Here is a 21,805-nt window from a genome sequence, read left to right as displayed (position 1 = left end):
CCTGGATGCATGGACGTGAACGCGGCGGTCGCCGCAGCTGCAGCGATCGCCGGTCTTTGCACCGGTGTGATCGCGATGCTGGCGTTCCGCTGGAGCGAGCGCGACCAAGCCCGCCCCACCCGGAGCTCCATGCGCCCCGACATCAACGCGGTGCTCCCGCCCGGCGTGGACACCGTCCTCTCCGTGCTCCGCTCCTCCGCCGTCGTGCTCGACGAGGGCGACGCGGTGGTCAAGGCCAGCTCGGCGGCGTACGCCCTCGGACTGGTCCGCGGCGGCAAGCTCGCCGTCGAGCCCATGCTCCACATGGCCCGCGACACCCGCCGCGACGGGGAGATACGCCAGGTCGAGCTGGACCTGCCCCGGCGCGGTACCGGCCGCGGCGAGGCCCTCGCCGTCTCGGCGCGCGTCGCCCCGCTCGGCTCCCGCCTGGTGCTCCTCCTGGTCGAGGACCTCACCGAGGCCCGCCGCATCGAGGCCGTACGCCGCGACTTCGTCGCCAACGTGTCCCACGAGCTGAAGACCCCGGTCGGAGCGATCTCCCTGCTCTCCGAGGCCGTCATGGACGCCGCGGACGACCCCGAGGCGGTCAGCCGCTTCGCCGGCCGCATGCAGATCGAGGCCACCCGCCTGATCAACCTCGTGCAGGAGCTCATCGACCTCTCCCGGGTACAGAACGACGACCCGCTGGAGGACGCCGAGCCCGTCCGCGTGGACACCCTGGTGGCGGAGGCGATCGACCGCTGCCGCCACACCGCCTCCTCCAAGCAGATCACCATGGCCGCGGGCGGCACCGCCGACCTGCGCGTCTGGGGCAACCGCGGACAGCTCGCGGCAGCCCTCGGAAACCTGGTCGAGAACGCCGTCAACTACAGCCCCGCCCGCACCCGCGTCGGCATAGCCGGGCGCAGGGTCGCGGCTCCCGGGGGAGACTTGATCGAGATCGCCGTGACCGACCAGGGCATCGGCATCCCGGAAAAGGACCGCGAGCGCATCTTCGAGCGCTTCTACCGCGTGGACCCGGCCCGCTCCCGCGCCACGGGAGGCACCGGCCTCGGCCTTGCGATCGTGAAGCACGTGGCCGCCTCGCACGGTGGGGAGGTGTCGGTGTGGAGCTCGGAGGGCCAGGGTTCCACGTTCACGCTGCGACTCCCCGAAGCGGCCGCGCCGGCCCCGGCGACGCCCACCGCACCCGCCCCACCCCTGACTGAACCAGCAACAGCCATTCCTGCCCCGGAGGTCCTTCCGTGACCCGAGTGCTCGTCGTCGAGGATGAGGAATCATTCAGCGACGCCCTGTCCTACATGCTCCGCAAGGAGGGCTTCGAGGTCGCCATCGCCGCGACCGGGCCCGACGGGCTGGACGAGTTCGAGCGCAACGGCGCCGACCTCGTGCTCCTCGACCTGATGCTCCCCGGTCTGCCCGGCACGGAGGTCTGCCGGCAGCTGCGCGGCCGCTCCAACGTCCCCGTGATCATGGTGACCGCCAAGGACAGCGAGATCGACAAGGTCGTCGGGCTGGAGATAGGAGCCGATGACTACGTCACGAAGCCCTTCTCCTCGCGGGAGCTGGTCGCCCGCATCCGCGCGGTCCTGCGCCGCCGCGGCGAGCCGGAGGAGGTCACCCCGGCGGCCCTGGAGGCGGGCCCCGTACGGATGGACGTCGACCGCCACGTGGTCACCGTCGCGGGTGGGAAGGTGGACCTCCCGCTGAAGGAGTTCGACCTGCTGGAGATGCTGCTGCGCAACGCGGGCCGCGTACTGACCCGCATGCAGCTGATCGACCGGGTCTGGGGCGCGGACTACGTCGGTGACACCAAGACCCTGGACGTCCACGTCAAGCGCCTGCGCGCCAAGATCGAGCCGGACCCGGGCGCGCCGCGCTACCTGGTCACGGTGCGCGGCCTCGGCTACAAGTTCGAGCCGTAAGCCGACGGCGTCGGCGTGGTTCGACGGTCGGCCGGAGGCCGGCGCAGCGGGCCGAAGCCGGTGAGGCCCCCCGGGGCGTCACCGCGCGAGGGGCGCACGCGGGGTGGGGTTCGAGCCGGATCCGGGCGCGCCGCGCTACCTGGTCACGGTGCGCGGCCTCGGCTACAAGTTCGAGCCGTATGCCGTAGCCGCGCGAGGCAGGGATGGGGGAAGGGCCCCGGTCGCATCTGCGACCGGGGCCCTTCCCCTGCGTGCGGTGCGCTGCCTGCTCAGTGGCCGGCGCTGTGCGAGGCGGAACCCGACGGGGTGCCCGACGGCGTGCCCGAAGGGGCGCCGGCCGGGGAGCCCGAGGAGGCGCCGGACGGGCTGCCCGACGGCGTGCCGGACGGGGTGCCCGAGGGGCTGCCCGACGGGGTGGGGCCCGCGGCCGGGGGCGCGGTCGGGCCGTAGCCCGCGTACATGCCGGTGGCCGGGACCACGAAGGCCTCCAGCTCGACGTCGCCGGTGCTGCTCAGCTGGAAGACGACCTTCTGGACGTCGCCGTCCTTGGCCGCCTCGGCGCCGTTCTCGATCATGGCGGAGGCGTTGCCCTTGCCGCCCAGGACCACGGAGCCGCCGGCCGGCACGACGATCTTGCCGGTGCCCGTGGCCGCCTTCAGTGCGACCTTGCCCTTGCCACCCGGGAGGGTGATGCCGTCAAGCGTCTGCTCCTTGGTGCCCGAGTTGAAGACCGTCGCGGAAACGGCGGCCGGGCCCTTCTTGTCCTTCGCGCCCTGGCTGATCACCAGTGCGTTCTGGACCATGATCTCGCCCTTGGTGACGGCGGCGTTGTCCGGCTTGATGCGGAGGGTCTCCGCGTCGTTGCCCGCTGCGCATGCGGCCAGCGAGGCGATCGAGAACACGACGGCGGTGGCGGCGAGGGCGCCGCGTCGAAGGCTGCGGCTCACGGCGGCGGCAACTCCTTGGACGTACGGAACGGGAGGGTGGGCTCCCTTGGGAACGGCCGAGGTAAAGCCGCTCTAAGGGTGTGTCAGCGGGCCTTAGGTTACCGAGCCGCCGCCCTGCCCCCGCACCCGACCCTCCGCAGCACGGCGGCCACCCTGCCGGGGTCCGCGCCCACTGCCCGCGATCTTGCATTCCGCAGCACGGTCCCCACGCCGTTCACGCGGTGGCGGCGCGCCGATCACGCGCCGATCCCGCAGCGATCCCGCGCCGATCCCGCGGCGATCATCCGAACGCCCGCATATCGCTCGGCGGGCCGCCGGTGATCAATTTCCGGATTCCCTCGAACGCCGCCGCGTGATCAATTCGGGATTGGGCCGGAACCGCCGCGCGCGGCGCGGCCGCCAGTCGAACGGAGTAGTTCGGTTTCTCGACACCGAAACCGGCAAAACGGGATGTACCTCACACTGGCGGGGGTGCCGGATCGGTGTAGCGTGACCCTTTCGCCCGGTCCGCACAGCGCCCCCGACCTGCGAATACCCCCTTCCGGAAGCCCTCCGCAGCACGTTCCTGTCGCTGTTGTCAAGCCCTGAGATGTGCTCTGACCTGCGAAAACGCCATTCATAACACTCAGTTCTCGTGTTACCCTGGATAGCCACGGAAGGGGTACCTGTCACATGACGTTCAAGGTTGGCGACACCGTGGTCTATCCCCATCACGGGGCCGCGCTGATCGAGGCCATTGAGACTCGTCAGATCAAAGGCGTGGACAAGACCTACTTGGTGCTCAAGGTCGCCCAGGGCGACCTGACGGTTCGTGTGCCTGCGGACAATGCGGAGTTCGTCGGCGTTCGCGACGTAGTCGGCCAGGACGGGCTGGACCGGGTCTTCGAGGTGCTTCGCGCACCGTACGCAGAAGAGCCGACGAACTGGTCCCGGCGCTACAAGGCAAATCTGGAGAAGCTCGCTTCTGGCGATGTCATCAAGGTCGCCGAAGTGGTGCGTGACCTGTGGCGTCGTGAGCGTGAGCGCGGGCTTTCCGCGGGTGAGAAGCGCATGCTCGCCAAGGCGCGCCAGATTCTGGTGAGCGAACTCGCGCTCGCCGAGAACACGAACGAGGACAAGGCCGAGGCCCTCCTCGACGAGGTGCTCGCGTCCTGACGTGAGACCCCGTACAGCAAACAGTGTTCATCAGAACAATGTGTACACAGTTGTGCCGCGGTGCCCGCTGACAAGGCTCCTCCTCCACGAGGGGCCTGTTGCCGGGCGCTGCGGCATGTCTGCACCCGTACCTCTTCGATCCATCCCACTGGCGTGCCGGGTCCGGGCAGCCTGCTCGACCGGTCGTCACGGAAGGGGCGAGGGGCGTCGCACCCGGCACCCTTCAGGCCATACCCATGTCGGCCGAAGTCACAAACCTGGCTCGGAGCTACCTACTGATGTCTGACGAAACGCGCCCCCACCGCACCGCCGCGGTGATCCCGGCCGCCGGCCGCGGGGTACGCCTCGGCCCCGGCGCCCCCAAGGCCCTGCGCGCCCTCGGCGGGATCCCGATGCTCGTCCACGCCGTCCGCGCGATGGCCCGCTCCCGCGCGGTCTCCCTCGTGGTCGTCGTCGCCCCGCCCGACGGAGCCGACGGCGTACGGCTCCTGCTGGACGAGCACGCGCTGCCCGACCGCACCGAGATCGTGGTCGTGCCCGGCGGGGAGACCCGCCAGGAGTCCGTGCGCGCCGGACTCGACGCGCTGCCGCAGGACGTCACCTCCGTACTCATCCACGACGCGGCCCGCCCGCTGGTCCCCGTCGACACGGTGGACTCCGTGGTCGAGGCCGTGCGCGACGGGGCCCCCGCCGTGGTGCCCGCGCTGCCCCTGGCCGACACCGTCAAGGAAGTCGAGCCCGGCCGGCCCGGCGAGCCCGAGCCCGTCGTCGCCACCCCCGAGCGGGCCCGGCTGCGCGCCGTACAGACCCCGCAGGGCTTCGACCGCGCCACCCTCGTCCGCGCGCACGAGGAGATCGCCGTGGCCGGCGAGGGAGCCACCGACGACGCGGGCATGGTCGAGCGGCTCGGCACCACCGTCGTCGTGGTCCCCGGCCACGAAGAGGCCTTCAAGGTCACCCGTCCCCTCGACCTGGTCCTCGCCGAGGCCGTACTCGCCCGCAGGAGGGCCACCGATGCGTACTAGCCCCGCAGGTCCGGCGGAGCACGGCGCGGGCTCCGCCGCCGGAGCCCCCGCCGGGCCCCAGGCCCCGCTCATCCCGCTCGTCGGCATCGGCACCGACGTGCACGCCTTCGAGGCCGGCCGCGAGCTGTGGTGCGCCGGGCTGCTGTGGGAGGGCGAGGACGGCCTCGCCGGGCACTCCGACGGCGACGTGGCCGCGCACGCCGCCTGCGACGCCCTGTTCTCCGCCGCCGGCGCCGGCGACCTCGGCGCGCACTTCGGCACCTCCCGTCCCGAGTGGTCCGGAGCCGCGGGCGTCACCCTCCTGGCGGAGGCCGCCCGCATCGTCCGCGCCGAGGGCTTCGAGATCGGCAACATCGCCATCCAGGTGATCGGCGTACGCCCGAAGATCGGCAAGCGGCGCGAAGAGGCACAGAAGGCGCTCGTCGCCGCGGCGGGCGCCCCCGTCTCGGTGTCCGGCACCACCACCGACGGACTGGGCCTCACCGGCCGCGCCGAAGGGCTCGCCGCCATCGCGACAGCCCTCGTGTACCGGACGAATCCCGCGTAGTGCGACGTACGGAGACACTTCTTCCGCAACAAAGAGGCCCCCGCGTCCCCAAAGGGTCGCGGGGCACTGCTACAGGCGCACTACCCTGGATGCCGTGACTATTCGCCTGTACGACACCAGCGCCCGGCAGATCCGTGACTTCACCCCGCTCACCGCGGGCTGCGTCTCGATCTACCTCTGTGGCGCCACGGTGCAGGCGGCCCCGCACATCGGGCACATCCGGTCGGGCCTCAACTTCGACATGATGCGCCGCTGGTTCGAGTACCGGGGCTACGAGGTCACCTTCATCCGCAACGTCACGGACATCGACGACAAGATCATCGCGAAGTCCGCCGAGCAGCGCCGCCCCTGGTGGTCCATCGGCTACGAGAACGAGCGTGCCTTCAACGACGGCTACGCCGCCCTCGGCTGCCTCCCGCCCACCTACGAGCCCCGCGCCACCGGCCACGTCACCGAGATGGTCGAGATGATGCGCGGCCTCATCGAGCGCGGCCACGCCTACGAGTCCGAGGGCAACGTCTACTTCGACGTGAAGTCGTACCCCGGCTACCTCTCGCTGTCCCGCCAGGAGCTCGACAACATCCGCCAGCCGGAGTCCACCGGCGAGACCGGCAAGCGCGACCCCCGCGACTTCGCCATGTGGAAGTCCGTCAAGCCCGGCGAGCCCTCCTGGGAGACCCCGTGGGGCCGCGGCCGCCCCGGCTGGCACCTGGAGTGCTCCGCCATGGCGCACAAGTACCTGGGCGAGGCCTTCGACATCCACGGCGGCGGCCTGGACCTGATCTTCCCGCACCACGAGAACGAGATCGCCCAGGCCAAGGCCTTCGGCGACGAGTTCGCGCACTACTGGGTCCACAACGCCTGGGTGACCATGTCCGGCGAGAAGATGTCCAAGTCCCTCGGGAACTCGGTCCTCGTCTCCGAGATGGTCAAGCAGTGGCGCCCGATCGTCCTGCGCTACTACCTCGGCACCCCGCACTACCGGTCGATGATCGAGTACAGCGAGGAGGCGCTGCGCGAGGCCGAGTCCGCCTTCGCGCGGATCGAGGGCTTCTACCAGCGCGTCATCGAGAAGGCCGGCAAGCCCGTCGAGCCCGCCCCCGAGGTCCCGCCCGCGTTCGCCGAGGCCATGGACGACGACCTCGGCGTCCCGCAGGCGCTCGCCATCGTCCACACCACCGTCCGCCAGGGCAACAGCGCACTCGCCGCCGACGACAAGGACGCGGCCATCGCGCGGCTGTCGGAGGTGCGCGCCATGCTGGGCGTCCTCGGCCTGGACCCGCTCGATCCGCACTGGGCGGGCGAGGCCGACCGCGGCGAGGACCTCCACGGCGCCGTGGACACCCTCGTACGCCTCGTCCTGGAGCAGCGCGAGTCCGCCCGGGCCCGCAAGGACTGGGCGACCGCCGACGCCATCCGCGACCAGCTCCAGCAGTCCGGACTGGTGATCGAGGACAGTCCGACGGGCCCGCGCTGGACGCTCGGCCCGCGCTGAGCCCGGGCAGCTGAGCTTGGTGTGCCGCCCGGCGTCCCGGGCGGCACACTCTTCATACGTACATACCGCAGCATCAACGAAAACAGGTAGAAGTCATGGCCGGGAACAGCCAGCGCAGGAACCGCCGCACGTCCAACAAGAAGGGCGCGACGGTCGGCAGCGGTGGCCAGCGGCGCAAGGGCCTGGAAGGCAAGGGCCCCACGCCCAAGGCCGAGGACCGCAAGAAGCACAAGGCGAACCGCATCAGCAACGCCATGGCCCGGCAGGCCGCCAAGCGCCGCCCCGCCCCGCGCCGCGGCGGCCCCAAGGGCACCAGCGAGATGGTCGTCGGCCGCAACTCGGTCTTCGAGGCGCTGCGCGACGGCGTCCCCGCCACCACCCTGTACGTCCAGCAGTTCATCGACAACGACGAGCGCGTCCGCGAGGCCCTCCAGCTCGCCGGCGAGCGCGGCAACATCAACCTGATGGAAGCGCCGCGCCCCGAGCTCGACCGCATGACCAACGGGCTCAACCACCAGGGCCTGGTCCTCCAGGTCCCGCCGTACGAGTACGCGCACCCCGAGGACCTCACCGCCGCCGCGTACGACAACGGCGAGGACCCGCTGATCGTCGCCCTCGACGGGGTCACCGACCCGCGCAACCTCGGCGCGATCGTCCGCTCCGTCTCCGCCTTCGGCGGCCACGGCGTGGTCATCCCCGAGCGCCGCGCCGCCGGCATGACCGCCGGCGCCTGGAAGACCTCGGCCGGCACCGCCGCCCGTACCCCGGTCTCCCGCGTCACCAACCTCACCCGCGCCCTGCAGGAGTACAAGAAGGCGGGCATCGCGATCGTCGGCCTCGCCGCCGAGGGCGAGCACACGGTCAACGACCTGGAGGCGCTGGCCGGCCCCGTCGTCATCGTGGTCGGCTCCGAGGGCAAGGGCCTCGGCCGCCTCGTGGGCGAGAACTGCGACTACCTCGTCCGCATCCCGATGCCGGGCGGCGCCGAGTCCCTCAACGCCGGTGTCGCGGCCGGTGTGGTGCTCTACGAGGCGGCCCGCCGCCGCGCGGTCCGCGGCCGCGTCTGATCCGGGCGTCGGCCGGATCCGTCCGGCCGATCCGCTTGATCCACTTGGCTCACGGAAAGTGACACGTGAGGCTGTCACCCCGCCCGTTTCGGGCGGGGTGGCTTGATCTTGACGGGTCTCGGACAGATCCCTGGTGTCAAGGCAGTGTCCTAAACACTGATCACTCGGTTAGATGAGTGTGGACACCAGAACGTCAGGGTTCGACGACCAGCCCGCGCTGAGCATGGTCAAGGTGCCGTGCGACCCCGCACAGGTCATCGTCAACCACGCCAGCTTCCGCGTGCGGCTCGCACCGAGCCCGAGCGCGCGTTCCAAGCCCGCGAACGCCCCCGGCCGCGCCCCCGTCCTCGGCGGTGCCGTGGTCGCCGCGGCCGGAGCCACCCGCCGCAGAGCCCCCGTCGTCTGGAGCGGCAAGGCCGCCCCCGGCGACGGAGCGGCCATGGGCGGGCTCCTCCAGGCCGTGCGCGAGGCCGGCCGCGGCAACGACGAGTACGACGGCGGCGCCACCCAGGTCATCCCGCGCATCGACCTGGCCCACGACCTCGCCGACGACACCCTCGCGACCCCCACCGTCATCGGCCAGCGCACCTACGGCGACCCCGACGAGACCCGGCCCCTGGCCGCCGTGCGGGACCTGCCCCACGAGCGCGCCCACGGGGGCGCAGCGCCCGACCCCGGCGGCGACGCGCGGCGCGGCGCCGCCGACTCCCGCGGACAGGCCTCCTACTACCCCGGCCGCCGCATGAACCTCGGCGTCGTGCTGCTCCCGCTGCGCGTCTTCCTCGGCTTCATCTCCATCTACGCCGGCATGGGCAAGCTGTGCGACCCCGTCTACTTCGACGGCGGCGAACGCGGCTCCATGGTCACCTGGCTGCACACCCTCCACCCCTGGGCCCTCGCCGAACCCCTGCGCGACTTCGCCCTCGCGCACCCCGTCGGCGCCGGCCTCAGCGTGGCCTTCCTCCAGGTCATCGTCGGCGTGCTGACCGTCTTCGGGCTCTGGCAGCGGTTCGCCGCCTGCTTCGGGGCGCTGCTCTCCGCCGCCCTCCTGATGACCGTCAGTTGGAAGACCGTCCCCGCCTACGACGCGCCCGACATCATCTACCTCGCCGCCTGGAGCCCGCTGATCATCGCCGGCGCCCCGGTCTACTCCCTCGACGGACGCCTCGCCGGCGAGGCCTGGCGCACCCTCGGACCGCGCTCCGAGATCTGGCGGCTGCGCCGGCGCGTCCTGCGCCGCGGGGCCCTCATGGCCAGTGTCATCTGCGGTCTCACCCTGCTCGTCGGCTCCCTGCTCGGCGGGGCCGTCCGCTCCACCACCGTCGTCACCGTCCCCGGCCCCGGCCAGGCCCCCAGCAACTACCTGCCCGGCCGCCCGCTCCCGCAGGAGCCGGCCCGTCAGCCGCAGCAGCAGTCCCCGCAGCAGCCGGCCAAGCCCGCGCAGCCCTCTGCCAGTGCCTCCGAACCCGCCGCGAAGTCCGGCAAGGGGGCGTCCGGCGGCCCCGCCCGCGAGACCGCCGGTACGGGCTCCCAGTCGCCCAGCGCCACCAAGGGCGCCACCGGCCGGCAGACCCCCCGCAGCACCCCCCGCCAGTCCGCCCCGCAGAAGCCGCCGGCCTCCTCCGGGAGCACCACCGGCGGGAGCAGCACCCCGACCAAGCAGCCCGGTCTGGTCGGAGGCCTCCTCGGCTGATCCCGGCCGTCCGGAACCGACCGGCACCGACAGCACCGGGGCCCGGCACGCACTGCGTGCCGGGCCCCTCCGCGCGTCCCGAGCGCGCGAAGCATCGTAAAGGCGTGTGAGGGAGGGGCAGCCGAGCGAAAGGCGGGCAAGCGTGCGAAAAGGCTCAGGAGGCCGTCTGCGACGCCAACTCCCTTGCCGCCTCGGTCAGGTCCTTCGCCGTGTCGATCGCCCGCCAGTAGGCCCCCTGGGGCAGCGGAAAGCCCGCCAGCCGCCGCTCCCGGGCCAGCCGCGGGAAGGTCGTCCGCTCGTGGTCGCCCAAGTCCGGCAGCAGCGCCGCGAATTCGGGCCCGAAGACGTACACGCCGGCATTGACCGGGTACGGCGACGGCGGAGCCTCGATGAAGTCCAGCACCTGCCCGAACTCGTTCGTCTCCACCACCCCCCACGGAATCCGCGGACGGGCCAGCGCCAGCGTCGCCACCGCACCGCGTTCCGCGTGGAAGGCGGCCATCTCCCGCAGCGAGAACCGCGTCCAGATGTCGCCGTTCGTCGCGTACCAGGACCGGTCGGGGTGCGGCAGATGGCGCGCCGCGTACTTCAGGCCCCCGCCCCGCCCCAGCGGCTCCTCCTCCACCACCGTCGTCACCCGCAGCGGCAACTCGGCCTGCTCCAGCCATTCCTGGAGCACGCCCGCCAGGTGCCCGCACGAGACCACGGCGTCCGTGACCCCCTCCGACGCCAGCCAGGCCAGCTGGTGCCCGATGATCGGCACCCCCGTGCCCGGGATCTCCACCATCGGCTTGGGGCGGTCGTCCGTATACGGGCGCAGCCGCGAACCCTGGCCGCCCGCCAGGACGACTGCCTGGGCGGGGGCGGCGGGGAACGCGGCTGCGGGAGGGGCGGATCGGGGAGTGTCGGTCATGCGGGCCAGACTAGGGACGCGGCGCGCCTCAGCCCATGGAGGCGACGCCGGAGGCGTACGAGGTGTCGCAGACGGGGCGGGCGAAGGACTGCGCCTTCGTCGGGCCGTAGGCGTCGACCGCGGCCCGGCCCAGCGCCCGGGCGATGCCCACGCAGTGCGCCGCGAGCGACGGCCGCTTGTCCACCTCCTGCTGGAGGTGGGTGAGCACGTCACCCGGCTCCTTGCCCTGCTGGATCTCGCCGACGAGCGTGTCGCGCAGCACGTCGTGCGGCGCGGGGCGCGGCTTGGCGGGGACGGAGACGTCCTCGGCGGAGGCGGTCAGGATCTGGGACGAAGAGGTGTCCGCCCAGGGGACCATGGTGACCGCGAGTGTCCCGGACAGGACCAGGACGACGGGCAGGACCAGGGCGAGGGAACGGCCGATACGGCGGGCAGTGTGGGTCACGAGGGCGAGAGTAGCGCTCGGTGAAGATTTGGCGACATTTAGTCACCCTGTCGGGGGATGGTTCGACGTGGCTTTTCGAATTATGGGTTGACGGTTGGGGCTGAATGGGCCGGTCTGCCGGGGTTTCCCGAGCCGCGGGCGGCGCGGGCTCGGGCACGGGAAAGGGGCGCCCCCGGCGGGGACGCCCCTCCAACACCCTGCGGCGGCCCGCTAGTCGGAGAGCCGCGCACCGGAGGAGGTCGAGAACACGTGGATCTCGCCGCCCCGGGGCACCACGTGCAGGCTCGAGCCCTTCTCGGGCACCTGGCGGCCGTTGACGCGGACCACGAGGTCCTGCGCTCCGGCGGCCTTGTCGGTGGAGCCGTAGACGTAGCCGTCGGCACCCAGTTCCTCGACCACGTTCACGGTGATCGTCAGGCCGCCGCTCTCGGCGATGTCGAAGTGCTCGGGGCGCACGCCCACCGTGACGGTGCGGTCGCCCGCGTTGGCCGCGGCCGACAGCGCCTCGCGCGACACCGGCACCACGCTGTCGCCGAACTTCACGCCGCCGTCGGTGATCGGGACCTCGACCAGGTTCATGGCCGGGGAGCCGATGAAGCCCGCGACGAACAGGTTCGCCGGGCGGTCGTACATGTTGCGCGGGGTGTCGACCTGCTGCAGCAGGCCGTCCTTCAGCACGGCCACCCGGTCGCCCATGGTCATGGCCTCGACCTGGTCGTGGGTGACGTAGACGGTGGTGATGCCGAGGTCGCGCTGGAGCGCCGCGATCTGGGTGCGGGTCGACACGCGGAGCTTGGCGTCGAGGTTCGACAGCGGCTCGTCCATGAGGAACACCTGCGGCTTGCGCACGATGGCCCGGCCCATGGCGACGCGCTGGCGCTGGCCGCCGGAGAGCGCCTTCGGCTTGCGGTCGAGGTACTGGGTCAGGTCCAGCATCTTCGCCGCGTCCTCCACCTTGCGGCGGATGGTGGCCTTGTCCTCGCCGGCGATCTTGAGCGCGAAGCCCATGTTGTCGGCGACGGACATGTGCGGGTAGAGCGCGTAGTTCTGGAACACCATCGCGATGTCCCGGTCCTTGGGCGGCAGGTGCGTGACGTCGCGGTCCCCGATGCGGATGGCACCGCCGTTGACGTCCTCCAGACCGGCGAGCATGCGCAGCGAGGTGGACTTGCCGCAGCCGGAGGGCCCGACGAGGACGAGGAACTCGCCGTCCTCGATCTCCAGCTCCAGCTGGTCGACGGCGGGCTTGTCGCCGCCGGGGTACAGGCGGGTCGCCTTGTCGAAAGTGACAGAAGCCATGGGTGATGAATCCCTTCTACCGGCAGGAACGTGCCGGACGATCCGAGTGGAAGGTCTAGTCCAGTGGCCCGGACTCCGCTCGACGCTACCCGCCCGCCCGCCTCCTGTCAGCACCGGGACGGCATCGATTCACCACGTGATGGCTTCGGGATTGGCCCGCTGTGTAGAGTGAAGCCGCTCCGTGCCCGGCAAGTCGGGCACGCGACGCGCGCCTCCTTAGCTCAGTCCGGCCAGAGCAACGCACTTGTAATGCGTAGGTCGTCGGTTCGAATCCGACAGGGGGCCCCGCGAAAGGCCAGGTCACACGGTGTGTGGCCTGGCCTTCGTGCGTGGGGCGGGGGTGGCGGGGCTCAGTGGCGGCCCGAGATGCGGTTGGCCAGGCGGGCCAGGGGGGTCGTCGTCGGGGTGTGGGTGGCCGTCTCGTGGCGGTCCGCCTGGCGGTAGGCGGCGTACAGGGCCTGGACGCCGAGCCAGCGGAAGGGTTCCGGCTCCCAGCGGCGTACGCGGTGGTTGACCCAGGGCAGGGTGGTGAGCTCCGTGGTGTCGCCGAGGACCAGGTCGCGCAGGGTGCGGCCCGCGAGGTTGGCGGTGGCCACGCCGGAGCCGACGTAGCCGCCCGCCCAGCCCAGGCCGGTGGCGGTGTCCAGGGTGACGGTGGCGCACCAGTCGCGCGGTACGCCCAGCACGCCCGACCAGGCGTGGGTGATCTCGGTGCCGGTGAGCAGGGGGAAGAAGGAGAAGAGCAGGTCGCGCAGGGAGTCGACGGTGGCCGGCTGGGTGCGGCCGTCGTTGTCGGTGCGCGAGCCGAAGCGGTACGGGACCCCGCGCCCGCCGATCGCGATGCGGCCGTCGGCGGTGCGCTGGGCGTACATGTAGGCGTGGGCCATGTCTCCCAGGAGCGTCGAGTCCGACCAGGCCAGCTGCTGCCAGGTCGACTCCGGGATCGGGGCCGTCACGATCATCGAGGAGTTCATCGGGAGCCACGCGCGCCGGTGGCCCTTGAGGGCGGCGGTGAAGCCCTCCGTGCAGCGCAGGACGTGCGGGGCGCGGACGGTGCCGTAGGGGGTGACGGCCTTGCGCGGGGCGATCTCGGTGACCGGGGTGGACTCGTGGATGACGACGCCGAGGCGTTCGCAGGCCGCGGCCAGGCCCCTGGCCAGCTTCAGGGGGTGGATGCGGGCGCCGTGCGGGCTCCAGCTGGAGCCGACGGCGTCGGCGATGTCGATGCGGGCGCGGGTGGCGGCGGCGTCGTGGAGCTCGCGGTCGGTCTCGCCGAAGGCGAGTTCGGCGGCGTGGAAGGCCTTCAGCCGGGTGAGCTGGGCGGGGGTGCGGGCGACTTCGAGGACGCCGCCGCGGTGGATGTCGGCGTCGATGCCCTCCTTGGCCGCGACGTCGATGACCTCGGTGACCGTGCCGTTCATGGCCTGTTGGAGGCGCTGGGCGGCCTGGTGGCCGTGCAGGGCGGCGTAGCGGTCGCGGCCGGCGATGCCGTTGTAGAGCCAGCCGCCGTTGCGGCCGGAGGCCCCGTAGCCGCAGAACTTCTGCTCCAGGACGGTGACGCGCAGGTCGGGGGCGGCGGTCTTGAGGTAGTAGGCGGTCCACAGGCCGGTGTAGCCGCCGCCCACGATGACGACGTCGGCCGTGGCGTCGGCGGTGAGGGGCGCGCGCGGTGGGGTGGTGGGGTCGGTGCGGTCGGTCGCGTACCAGAAGGAAATGCCGCCGTTGATCGTCATGGGGGAGTTGGTACACCCCGTTCCGGTAGCGCGTCCAGGGACTGGTTGTCGGGCTTCGGGGAGGGATTCCAGGCCGGGTGGTCGATGTGGGAGGGGTGCCGGGAGCCGTAGGGTGGGGAGGATTTGTCTGGTTTTCGGTGAGAGGTGCGGTTCGGGGGGCCGTAGGGTCGGGCCGTGGTGGAGATCTCGGAGATTCCGGACGGGCTGGTCGAGGCGCAGATCAGGTGGAACGGCGAGGCGGGGCGGGAGTTCGTCGCCGGTCTGCCCGCGCGGGCGGCACGGTTCCTTCAGCAGTGGGAGCTGCGGCGTACGGGGCCGCTGATGCACGGGATGACGGCGCTGGTGCTGCCGGTGGTGCGGGCCGACGGGAGCGCGGCGGCGCTGAAGCTGCAGCGGGTGGACGAGGAGAGCGCCGGGGAGCCCGACGCGCTGCGCGCCTGGGGCGGGCAGGGCGCCGTGCGGCTGCTGGAGCACGACGGGGAGACGGGCACGCTGCTGCTGGAGCGGCTGGACGAGCGGCGGCACCTGTCGGCGGTCGCCGAGCGGGATGCGCGCGAGGCGGTCCGGGTGATCGGTGAGCTGTTGGCGCGGCTGACGGCGGTCCCGGCGCCGGCGGGGCTGCGCGGGCTCGGCGGGATGGCCGCCGGGATGCTGGACGAACTACCGCGGGCGCTCGGGCGGTTGGCGGACGCGGGGGAGCGGCGGCTGCTCGGGGACTGCGCGGCGGCGCTGGCGGAGGTCGCGGGGGAGCCGGGGGACCGGCTGCTGCACTGGGACCTGCACTACGACAACGTGCTGGCCGGCCGCCGGGAGCCGTGGCTGGCGATCGACCCGAAGCCGCTGTCCGGGGATCCGGGGTTCGAGCTGCTGCCGGCCATCGTGAACAACTTCCGGGTGCGGGAGGTGAGGTGGCGCTTCGACCTGCTGACGGAGGCGGCGGGGCTGGACGGGGACCGGGACCGGGCGCGGGCGTGGACGCTGGGGCGGGTGCTGCAGAACTGCCTGTGGGACGTGGAGGACGGGGAGGCCGGGGAGGAGCGGCTGGGGGAGGAGCAGGTGGCGGTGGCGCGGGAACTGCTGGGCCGGCCGGCCCCCTGATCCAGGACGGGTACGGCCCTGGATCGACCGTGGCGTGCCGGGTCCGTCCGCGGGAGGGCGGGTGGGCCGGGCGTAGGCGCGCCACGGTCCGCACGCCGCTCCCGGCGGCTCCGTCCGGTGGGCGGCCGCGCGGGCCGGTGCCTTCCGTCCGGGGCGGGTGAGGGGGCGCCGGGCCCGGGGAGCCCGCTCGGGGCGCCCCTTTAGGGTGCGGGGATGATCCGGAATGCTGAAATCACCGATGTCCCCGTCATCCAGGCGATGATCCGCGAGCTCGCGGAGTACGAGAAGGTGCCGCACGAGGCGAGGGCCACCGAAGAGCAGCTGCGGGAGGCGCTGTTCGGGGAGCGGCCGGCGGCGTTCGCGCACATCGCGGAGTCGGCGGAGGGCGAGGTCGTCGGGTTCTCGGTGTGGTTCCTCAACTTCTCCACGTGGCGCGGGGTGCACGGCATCTACCTGGAGGACCTGTACGTCCGGCCCGGCGCCCGCGGCGGCGGTTACGGCAAGGCGCTGCTGCGGGAGTTGGCGCGGATCTGCGTGGAGCGCGGGTACGGGCGGCTGGAGTGGTCGGTCCTCGACTGGAACGTGCCGGCCATCGACTTCTACCGGTCGCTGGGAGCGGTGCCCATGGACGAGTGGACCGTGCACCGGCTGACGGACGACGCGCTGCGCGAGCTGGGCAGCGGGGCGGAGTAGCCGCCGTGGCCCGCCCGGAGCCGCGGGAAGGCGGTACCGGGCGGGTGCGGTCTCCGCCTACCCGACGGCGGGGACCGGGTGCTCCGGGGAGTCGAGCCAGGCCCAGGTGGTGCCGTCGGGGTGCACAGTGAGTCCGAACCGCTCGAATTCCGGTCGGTCCTGGTCGCCCCACCAGGCGTGGGCGGCGGTGACTTCGCCCCAGAGCTCCCGGGGCCCGGACTGGTAGACCTCGAACTTCTCCGCGCCGGGTACGAAGTCGATCGACGCCCAGGAAGTGACCTGGGTGTCCCGGAGCCAGAGCGTGTAGCGGCCGCCGTCGAGCTTCTCCGGGTAGGGGAACAACCCCTGGGTCTGGAGTCCGACGGCGAACATGGGGAGCCAGTCGGCCACGTCCTCCGGGGACAGGGAAGTGGTCGTCCGCCGGCCATCGGCCGGCCACGGCTTCCCGCCCAGGTACCTCTTCACGTGCGTCCGGTAGGCGCGTTGCTGCCGCAGACGCATGAAGGCGGAGGAGCCGACGAACGGGCCAGACGCGCTTCCATCGTCGTGCACGGTCAGGCGGACCACGGCCTCCCCGCCGTACTCCGTGGCGTACGGGGAGACGATGATCCCGCCGGGCCGGGTCTGCCGGATGATGTCCGCCGGGATCTCCCGGAGGGACGCCGTGATCAGCACACGGTCGTACGGGGCGCTCCCGGGCCAGCCCTGTGAGCCGTCTCCGACGATGGCCACCGGGTTGTAGCCGGTGGCGTCCAGGCGGGCTCGGGCCGTTGATGCGTTCTCCGGGTCGAACTCGATGGTGGTGACGTTCTCCGAGCCGACCCGTTCGGACAGCAGAGCCGCGTTCCAGCCGGTTCCCGTGCCTACTTCCAGGACCCTGACGCCAGGCCGGACGTCCAACGCCGCCAGCATGGAGAACACCATGGCGGGCTGGGAGTTGCTGCACGTCGGGATGTTTCCCCGGTCGGGTCCTGTGTGGTTGCCGTCGTCCCACTGCGTGGTCAGGGAGGTATCCGAGTAGACCGCGCGGAACCATCCCTCCGGGTCGGTCTGGCGGTCGATGGCCGCCACCGGTCCGCCGTCGGCCGGTCCGACGCCGGGCCAGATCACATCTGGGACGAACGACTCCCGGAGCACGGCTTGGTAGGCGGGGAGCCAGTCGGGGGTGAGAGCCCCGGAGTCCATGAGTCGGGAGGCCAACCCCCGGGGGTCGGCCTCCGTCCTGGTGCGTTCGGTCATTTGGTGCCGCTGCCCTTCGTGTCGCTGTGGCCGGAGTCCTGGCCCTCCGAGCCGCCGCCGCCGTGCCCGGCGCCCGACTGGCCGTCGTCCTGCTGGCTTCCGCCCTGGCCCGGGCCGCTGCCTCCGCCGTGCTGTCCGCCCATGAACGTGCTCCTACTCGTGAGGGATGAGTGGTGCTGTGGGTCGCCCCGGCTGAGCGGTGTGCCGGTCACCGGAGCGGAGTTTGTGAGGGTGAGGGCCAACCCGCCCCGCGATGCGACCTGCATCTGTTGCTCTCCGGCCGCTGCCAGGAACTCCAGGAAGGGGCTCCCAGGGGTCAGGTGGTGCGAAAGCTGGGCGGCCGCTTCGCGGAGTTCCCGTAGGTCATGGAGCTGGGCCGCTATGTCGTCCCAGGACTCTGAGGGCGGTTCCGGTGGGGTGCTCACTGCGCGGTCCCCCGACTCCGCCGGTTCGCTTCGGTCAGCCTGGCGTTCGTCGCTGGGTGCTGCCGTGGCCGGGCGGTACTCAGGGCAGACCGGCTGTCCGCACTCGCACAGACGCCATTTCAAGGCGTTGCCGGGGCTCAGGTCCGGGCCCTCGAACCGGACCCAGCCGGGTTCCGTACGGCTCTCTTGTCGGTCGAGAGTGGTCATGAGTGCCCCCGCATCACGACCTGCGCCAGCCTCATGGCGACGTCGGGGCGGACACTGCCCAGTCTCACCAGCCCCGGGTCGTCCAGCGGCCATCAGCGATTCGCGCAGCGACTCCACGACCGTGCTCGGGGTCACTGTCTCCAGTTCATGCGAGCTGTCCATGGGAGGGAGGCTAGGGCTGGTTGCCGGGCCCTGTGGGGGCTGATTCGCCGGGATTCTCGGGTTGGTCCGTGATCTTCCGGGGGATTCTCAGGCGGTGTCGAGAGCCCGTCGGGCGCGGGCGATCACGCGGTGGGCGTCCGCGCCGTAGACCGCGGAATCGGAGAGCGCCTGCCAGACCTTCCGGTACACGTCCACGCTGTCCGCGTCGTCCAGCCAGAGTTCCGCGTGCCAGTCCTCCGCGATCACCAGGCGGTCGTCGTAGAGCCAGAAGCCGTTGGCCGGCGGGATCTTCAGGGAGGCGCCGAACGGGACGATGCCCAGGGAGACGGTGTCCAGCCCGAGGACGCCCGCCAGACGGTCGAGCTGGGCGGCCAGTACGGGAGGAGGGCACACGAGCGCCCGGAGTGCGGCCTCCCACATCACGATGTGGAACGTGCGCCCCGGCTCGTACAACATCCCCTGGCGTTTCACGCGGGCCCGTACGGCCTCCTCGGTGTCCCGGACGGACTGGTGGAGGTCGGCGTAGCGGGTGAAGACGTGGCGGGCGTACTCGGCGGTCTGGAGCATGCCCACGACCGTGGAACCCTGCCAGACGTGGAACGTCCTCGTGCGTTCGTACTCGGCCGTGAGCGTGTCCTGGACCGGCTTGTGGCCCGCGGCGAGTTGTCTGCGCCACGCGCGGGACCGGGACTCCAGGCTGCGGAGCCTGGTGATCAGCTCCTCCGCCGCCTCCGGATGGCCGGTGGCGTCCGCCCACGCCAGTAGGTCGTCCGTCGTGGCGGTCTGGCGGCCGGTTTCCAATTTGCTGATCTTGGACTGGGTCCAGCCGAGCAGGACCGCCAACTGGCGACCGGTGAGCCGCCGATCGGTGCGCAGCTCGCGCAGCCGCGCACCGAGGGCAACTCTTGCTTGTTGGAAGTCGGTGCTCACTCGGCGGACGGCACTTGTTCCGCGAAGGTCCCGTACGGGACGGCGTGGTGCCACGCGGCATCCCGGACCTGGCAGGCTCGGGCCACTTCCACGGGGTCCGTGACCAGCTCGACGCCGGTCATCACGTCGTCGTCATCGAAGTGGAGCCGGGCGATGACCCGGGAGTCGAAGAGCCAGAAGTCCTCGTCGGGGAGTTGTAGGGCTTCGGCTTCGGAGCGCCACAGATTGCGGATGTCCTCGCCGACCGCGCTGTTGCGGCGGGCGTTGTCGAGCAGGTACCGCTGACCGGGGGTGGGCGGGTTGTGGACGATCCGCACCCGCTCAAATCGCTTGCCCAGGGCGGACTGTTCACGCCGGGAGACGCACCAGGGGTCGTCCAGGTCCCAGCCGGCGTCCTCACCCCGAACGAACCGCTGGTACGTCTCGGTCTCCTCGTCCGACTGGTAGCGACGCCGGGTCTCAAGGCGCCAAGCCGTGTGCGAGAAGGTCCGGAACATCCCGGCGAACTCCTCGAGGTCGATCAGCACGGGCGTCCTCTCCACGTCCCTGGGAGCGAAGTCGGCCAGGAGCACGCGCGGGACGACCACGAACCCCTCCCCGTCTTTGACGTTCCGGAGCTGCGCCACGTCGTGGGGGTCGGTCACGGCGTCGCCCTGGACCAGAACCTCCCCGGTGCTCAGGTCCTCGTACAGGGTCGGGCATCCGTCGTTGCCGGAGTTGGTACCGATGAACCGGAGTCGTCGTGCCATTGCCGTTCCCCTCCCACCAGCGGACAAGTCCCGACCAGGATGGGACGGGCGCGCCCTCCCTGTCCTGCATGATTCGCAATGATTCTCGGGACCGACGCAAAAAGACGCCCTGCTACCCGGCACATGCCGAGGAGGGGGTCGGCGGGGGCCCCGTCAGGGTTCCAGGACGACCTTGCCCGTCGTGGCGCGGGACTCCAGGGCGTGGTGGGCGGCAGCGGCTTCGGCGAGCGGATGGCGCTGGAGGGCGGGGCGCAGGCGGCCGGCGGCGGCTTCGGCGAGGGCGCGGGCCTCCAGGACGCGGAGCGGGTCGGGGGCGCCGACGGCCTGGAGCATCGCGGGGCCCAGGACGTTGCGGGTGGTGATGGAGCGGGCGGTGAGGCCGGCGCGTTCGGCATCGGTGAGCGTGAGGGGGCCGGCGGACCAGCCGAAGACGAGGTGGAGCGCGCCGGGGGCGAGCAGGCCGAGGGCGGTGCGGGCGGTGTCGCCGCCGACGGAGTCGAAGAGGACGGTGGCGCCGGCCGGGTGTGCGGCGCGTACGGCGTCGGCCCAGCCGGGCGCGGTGTAGTCGAGGGCGAGGTGGGCGCCGTTGGCGGCGGCGAGGGCGGTCTTGGCGGGGCCGCCGGCGAGGGCGACGACGGTGGCGCCGGCGTTCCTGGCGTACTGGACGAGCAGGGTGCCGATGCCGCCCGCGGCGGCGGGGACCAGGGCCACGGAGCCGGGTCCGAGGTCGGCGAACTGGAGGATCCCGAGCGTGGTCCGGCCGGTGCCGATCATGGCGACGGCCTGGGCGGGGTCGAGGCCGGCGGGTACGGCGTGCAGGCGCGCGGCATCGGCGACGGCGTACTCGGCGTAGCCGCCGGGGGCGAAGCCGAGGTGGGTGACGACGGTCCTGCCGAGCCAGGCGGGGTCGGTGCCGGGGCCGAGGGCGTCGACGGTGCCGGCGACCTCGCGGCCGGGGATCGTCGGCAGGTCGGGGAGGACGGGGGCGGGGCCCTGGACGCCCTGGCGCAGGGCGGTGTCGAGGAGGTGCACACCGGCGGCGGCGACGGCGATGCGGACCTGGCCGGGGGCCGGTACGGGGGCCGGGACGGTCTCGTACGTGAGGTTCTCGGCGGGGCCGAAGGCGTGCAGGCGGACGGCGTTCATGTGCGTGGGTGCGGGCGTATGCCGGGTTGTCTGCGTGGTCATGGGGTCAGCCTCGGACCTCGAGCGGGCTTGAGGTCAAGGGGTTGTCGGTGGTGTGGGCCACGATGGGGAGATGGCGCGCAAAGGGCAGCAGGAGACGGTGAAGGCGGCACGGCGGCCGGAGGTACGGCTGCCGGGGCTGACGGTGTGGGAGGACGGTGAGCTGGAGCCGGACGGGGACTACGACGGGCTGGAGTTCGCTGATCTGGACCTGGCGGGTCAGGAGGGGGTGGGGGCCCGCTTCATGGACTGCGCACTGCGGCGCTGCGCGCTGGACGAGGCGGGGCTGGGGAAGGCGCGGTTCCTGGACTCGCTGCTGGACGGGGTCCGGGGGGTCGGGACCGACCTGGCGGGGGCGTCGCTGCGGGACGTGGAGCTGGTGGACGCCCGGCTGGGCGGCGTGCAGATGCACGGGGCCGTGCTGGAGCGGGTGGTGGTGCGCGGGGGCAAGATCGACTATCTGAACCTGCGGGAGGCGCGGCTGCGGGACGTGGTCTTCGAGGGGTGCGTGCTGGTGGAGCCGGACTTCGCGGGGGCGGTGCTGGAGCGGGTGGAGTTCCGGGACTGCGTGGTCCGCGGGGCGGACTTCGGTCAGGTGCGGATGTCCGACGTGGACCTGCGGGGCGTGGCGGAGCTGACGCTGGCCCGGGGGCTCGAGGGCCTGGCGGGGGCGGTGATCAGCCCGGCGCAGCTGCTGGACCTGGCTCCGGCGATGGCTGCGCAGCTGGGCGTGCGGGTGCTGGCGTAGCCGGGTGCGGCTCAGGGACCCGGGGCTCCGCCCCGGGGCCCCGCGCCTCAAACGCCGGCGGGCGCGCAGTCTTCGGCGCTCTTTCGGTGCGGGCAGGCCCTCGACGCGTTGTGTCATGCCACACT

21 protein-coding genes and 1 tRNA gene are annotated in these 21,805 nt (G+C 72.2%); 12 read left to right on the top strand and 10 right to left on the bottom strand.

The features are described 5' to 3' along the window. Positions 1–9: 9 nt before the first annotated feature. Positions 10–1,248, top strand: coding sequence for an ATP-binding protein (locus tag AB0D66_RS25175; protein ID WP_362307678.1), 1,239 nt, complete (start codon positions 10–12; stop codon positions 1,246–1,248). Next, entirely contained in the window at positions 1,245–1,925 is a 681-nt protein-coding gene (locus AB0D66_RS25170; protein WP_030387286.1) for a response regulator transcription factor, read from the top strand. The genes AB0D66_RS25175 and AB0D66_RS25170 overlap by 4 nt, the downstream gene beginning before the upstream one ends. 269 nt (positions 1,926–2,194) lie before the next feature. On the opposite strand, the gene AB0D66_RS25165 is transcribed toward AB0D66_RS25170, so the two are convergent. Then, positions 2,195–2,872 carry a DUF461 domain-containing protein gene (locus AB0D66_RS25165; protein ID WP_362307675.1) on the bottom strand — a complete coding sequence of 226 codons (678 nt, stop codon included), beginning with the start codon at positions 2,870–2,872 and terminating at the stop codon, positions 2,195–2,197. 672 nt (positions 2,873–3,544) lie between these two features. On the opposite strand from AB0D66_RS25165, the gene AB0D66_RS25160 reads away from it, so the two are divergent. From AB0D66_RS25160 to AB0D66_RS25135, 6 genes are all read left to right on the top strand, one after another. Beyond that, positions 3,545–4,027 (top strand): CarD family transcriptional regulator, encoded by a 483-nt coding sequence (locus AB0D66_RS25160; protein WP_003953493.1) that lies wholly within the window; start codon positions 3,545–3,547, stop codon positions 4,025–4,027. A gap of 278 nt (positions 4,028–4,305) precedes the next feature. Then, on the top strand, positions 4,306–5,052 hold the full coding sequence (ispD, locus tag AB0D66_RS25155) for a 2-C-methyl-D-erythritol 4-phosphate cytidylyltransferase (protein ID WP_362307672.1): 747 nt from the start codon (positions 4,306–4,308) through the stop codon (positions 5,050–5,052). Next, positions 5,042–5,599, top strand: a complete 558-nt coding sequence (gene ispF / locus AB0D66_RS25150) for a 2-C-methyl-D-erythritol 2,4-cyclodiphosphate synthase (RefSeq protein ID WP_362307669.1) — start codon at positions 5,042–5,044, stop codon at positions 5,597–5,599. The genes ispD and ispF overlap by 11 nt, the downstream gene beginning before the upstream one ends. Before the next feature lie 94 nt (positions 5,600–5,693). Further along, on the top strand, positions 5,694–7,094 hold the full coding sequence (cysS, locus tag AB0D66_RS25145; protein ID WP_362307666.1) for a cysteine--tRNA ligase: 1,401 nt from the start codon (positions 5,694–5,696) through the stop codon (positions 7,092–7,094). Between the two features lie 95 nt (positions 7,095–7,189). After that, positions 7,190–8,161: a 23S rRNA (guanosine(2251)-2'-O)-methyltransferase RlmB gene (gene rlmB / locus AB0D66_RS25140; protein ID WP_362307663.1), complete on the top strand. Its 972-nt coding sequence runs from the start codon at positions 7,190–7,192 to the stop codon at positions 8,159–8,161. Between the two features lie 172 nt (positions 8,162–8,333). Then, on the top strand, positions 8,334–9,854 hold the full coding sequence (locus AB0D66_RS25135; protein WP_362307660.1) for a DoxX family membrane protein: 1,521 nt from the start codon (positions 8,334–8,336) through the stop codon (positions 9,852–9,854). A gap of 154 nt (positions 9,855–10,008) precedes the next feature. Here the strand turns inward: AB0D66_RS25135 and AB0D66_RS25130 are convergent, their stop codons facing one another. The 3 genes from AB0D66_RS25130 to ugpC all read right to left on the bottom strand — a co-directional run bounded on the left by AB0D66_RS25130 (position 10,009) and on the right by ugpC (position 12,511). Then, on the bottom strand, positions 10,009–10,767 hold the full coding sequence (locus AB0D66_RS25130; protein ID WP_362307657.1) for a nucleotidyltransferase family protein: 759 nt from the start codon (positions 10,765–10,767) through the stop codon (positions 10,009–10,011). Positions 10,768–10,795: 28 nt separating this feature from the next. Continuing rightward, positions 10,796–11,212: a hypothetical protein gene (locus AB0D66_RS25125; protein ID WP_362307654.1), complete on the bottom strand. Its 417-nt coding sequence runs from the start codon at positions 11,210–11,212 to the stop codon at positions 10,796–10,798. Between the two features lie 210 nt (positions 11,213–11,422). Continuing rightward, the gene (ugpC, locus tag AB0D66_RS25120; protein ID WP_362307651.1) at positions 11,423–12,511 is read right to left on the bottom strand and encodes a sn-glycerol-3-phosphate ABC transporter ATP-binding protein UgpC; all 1,089 of its coding nucleotides are present in this window, start codon (positions 12,509–12,511) and stop codon (positions 11,423–11,425) included. Positions 12,512–12,721: 210 nt separating this feature from the next. On the opposite strand from ugpC, the gene AB0D66_RS25115 reads away from it, so the two are divergent. Beyond that, positions 12,722–12,796 (top strand) — tRNA-Thr (locus AB0D66_RS25115). A gap of 65 nt (positions 12,797–12,861) precedes the next feature. On the opposite strand, the gene AB0D66_RS25110 is transcribed toward AB0D66_RS25115, so the two are convergent. Then, complete coding sequence (locus tag AB0D66_RS25110) at positions 12,862–14,244, bottom strand: FAD-dependent oxidoreductase (RefSeq protein ID WP_362307648.1); 1,383 nt, start codon at positions 14,242–14,244, stop codon at positions 12,862–12,864. A 183-nt stretch (positions 14,245–14,427) separates the two neighbouring features. Here AB0D66_RS25110 and AB0D66_RS25105 point away from each other — a divergent pair, with 183 nt between their 5' ends. Together AB0D66_RS25105 and AB0D66_RS25100 are read left to right on the top strand one after the other, a co-directional pair. Next, positions 14,428–15,342 (top strand): aminoglycoside phosphotransferase family protein, encoded by a 915-nt coding sequence (locus AB0D66_RS25105; protein ID WP_362307838.1) that lies wholly within the window; start codon positions 14,428–14,430, stop codon positions 15,340–15,342. A 213-nt stretch (positions 15,343–15,555) separates the two neighbouring features. Next, the gene (locus AB0D66_RS25100) at positions 15,556–16,035 is read left to right on the top strand and encodes a GNAT family N-acetyltransferase (RefSeq protein WP_362307645.1); all 480 of its coding nucleotides are present in this window, start codon (positions 15,556–15,558) and stop codon (positions 16,033–16,035) included. Positions 16,036–16,092: 57 nt separating this feature from the next. Here AB0D66_RS25100 and AB0D66_RS25095 read toward each other — a convergent pair whose 3' ends face one another. The 5 genes from AB0D66_RS25095 to AB0D66_RS25075 all read right to left on the bottom strand — a co-directional run bounded on the left by AB0D66_RS25095 (position 16,093) and on the right by AB0D66_RS25075 (position 20,893). Next, positions 16,093–17,220, bottom strand: a complete 1,128-nt coding sequence (locus AB0D66_RS25095) for a methyltransferase domain-containing protein (RefSeq protein ID WP_362307642.1) — start codon at positions 17,218–17,220, stop codon at positions 16,093–16,095. 50 nt (positions 17,221–17,270) lie between these two features. Next, entirely contained in the window at positions 17,271–17,417 is a 147-nt protein-coding gene (locus tag AB0D66_RS25090; RefSeq protein ID WP_362307639.1) for a hypothetical protein, read from the bottom strand. Between the two features lie 738 nt (positions 17,418–18,155). After that, positions 18,156–18,998, bottom strand: coding sequence for a helix-turn-helix transcriptional regulator (locus AB0D66_RS25085; protein ID WP_362307636.1), 843 nt, complete (start codon positions 18,996–18,998; stop codon positions 18,156–18,158). Beyond that, complete coding sequence (locus AB0D66_RS25080; RefSeq protein WP_362307633.1) at positions 18,995–19,747, bottom strand: DUF6879 family protein; 753 nt, start codon at positions 19,745–19,747, stop codon at positions 18,995–18,997. Before AB0D66_RS25080 ends, AB0D66_RS25085 begins: the two co-directional genes overlap by 4 nt. 153 nt (positions 19,748–19,900) lie before the next feature. After that, entirely contained in the window at positions 19,901–20,893 is a 993-nt protein-coding gene (locus tag AB0D66_RS25075; RefSeq protein ID WP_362307835.1) for a zinc-binding dehydrogenase, read from the bottom strand. A 112-nt stretch (positions 20,894–21,005) separates the two neighbouring features. Here AB0D66_RS25075 and AB0D66_RS25070 point away from each other — a divergent pair, with 112 nt between their 5' ends. Then, a complete protein-coding gene (locus AB0D66_RS25070; RefSeq protein ID WP_362307631.1) occupies positions 21,006–21,680 on the top strand; it encodes a pentapeptide repeat-containing protein in 675 nt (224 codons plus the stop codon). Positions 21,681–21,805 lie beyond the last annotated feature (125 nt).

The organism is Streptomyces sp. NPDC048270 (assembly GCF_040652335.1).
In the GTDB taxonomy this organism is placed as follows: domain Bacteria; phylum Actinomycetota; class Actinomycetes; order Streptomycetales; family Streptomycetaceae; genus Streptomyces.
This window is presented reverse-complemented; position numbering and strand designations above follow the sequence as displayed.

Excerpts from the sequence above, each read along its gene's own strand:
- AB0D66_RS25110 (WP_362307648.1), bottom strand. The coding sequence starts at position 14,244 with ATGACGATCAACGGCGGCATTTCCTTCTGGTACGCGACCGACCGCACC.
- AB0D66_RS25160 (WP_003953493.1), top strand. The coding sequence starts at position 3,545 with ATGACGTTCAAGGTTGGCGACACCGTGGTCTATCCCCATCACGGGGCC.
- ugpC (WP_362307651.1), bottom strand. The coding sequence starts at position 12,511 with ATGGCTTCTGTCACTTTCGACAAGGCGACCCGCCTGTACCCCGGCGGC.
- AB0D66_RS25080 (WP_362307633.1), bottom strand. The coding sequence starts at position 19,747 with ATGGCACGACGACTCCGGTTCATCGGTACCAACTCCGGCAACGACGGA.
- AB0D66_RS25070 (WP_362307631.1), top strand. The coding sequence starts at position 21,006 with ATGGCGCGCAAAGGGCAGCAGGAGACGGTGAAGGCGGCACGGCGGCCG.
- ispD (WP_362307672.1), top strand. The coding sequence starts at position 4,306 with ATGTCTGACGAAACGCGCCCCCACCGCACCGCCGCGGTGATCCCGGCC.
- AB0D66_RS25095 (WP_362307642.1), bottom strand. The coding sequence starts at position 17,220 with ATGGACTCCGGGGCTCTCACCCCCGACTGGCTCCCCGCCTACCAAGCC.
- AB0D66_RS25100 (WP_362307645.1), top strand. The coding sequence starts at position 15,556 with ATGATCCGGAATGCTGAAATCACCGATGTCCCCGTCATCCAGGCGATG.
- AB0D66_RS25135 (WP_362307660.1), top strand. The coding sequence starts at position 8,334 with ATGAGTGTGGACACCAGAACGTCAGGGTTCGACGACCAGCCCGCGCTG.
- rlmB (WP_362307663.1), top strand. The coding sequence starts at position 7,190 with ATGGCCGGGAACAGCCAGCGCAGGAACCGCCGCACGTCCAACAAGAAG.
- AB0D66_RS25175 (WP_362307678.1), top strand. The coding sequence starts at position 10 with ATGGACGTGAACGCGGCGGTCGCCGCAGCTGCAGCGATCGCCGGTCTT.
- AB0D66_RS25075 (WP_362307835.1), bottom strand. The coding sequence starts at position 20,893 with ATGAACGCCGTCCGCCTGCACGCCTTCGGCCCCGCCGAGAACCTCACG.
- ispF (WP_362307669.1), top strand. The coding sequence starts at position 5,042 with ATGCGTACTAGCCCCGCAGGTCCGGCGGAGCACGGCGCGGGCTCCGCC.
- AB0D66_RS25130 (WP_362307657.1), bottom strand. The coding sequence starts at position 10,767 with ATGACCGACACTCCCCGATCCGCCCCTCCCGCAGCCGCGTTCCCCGCC.
- AB0D66_RS25090 (WP_362307639.1), bottom strand. The coding sequence starts at position 17,417 with ATGGGCGGACAGCACGGCGGAGGCAGCGGCCCGGGCCAGGGCGGAAGC.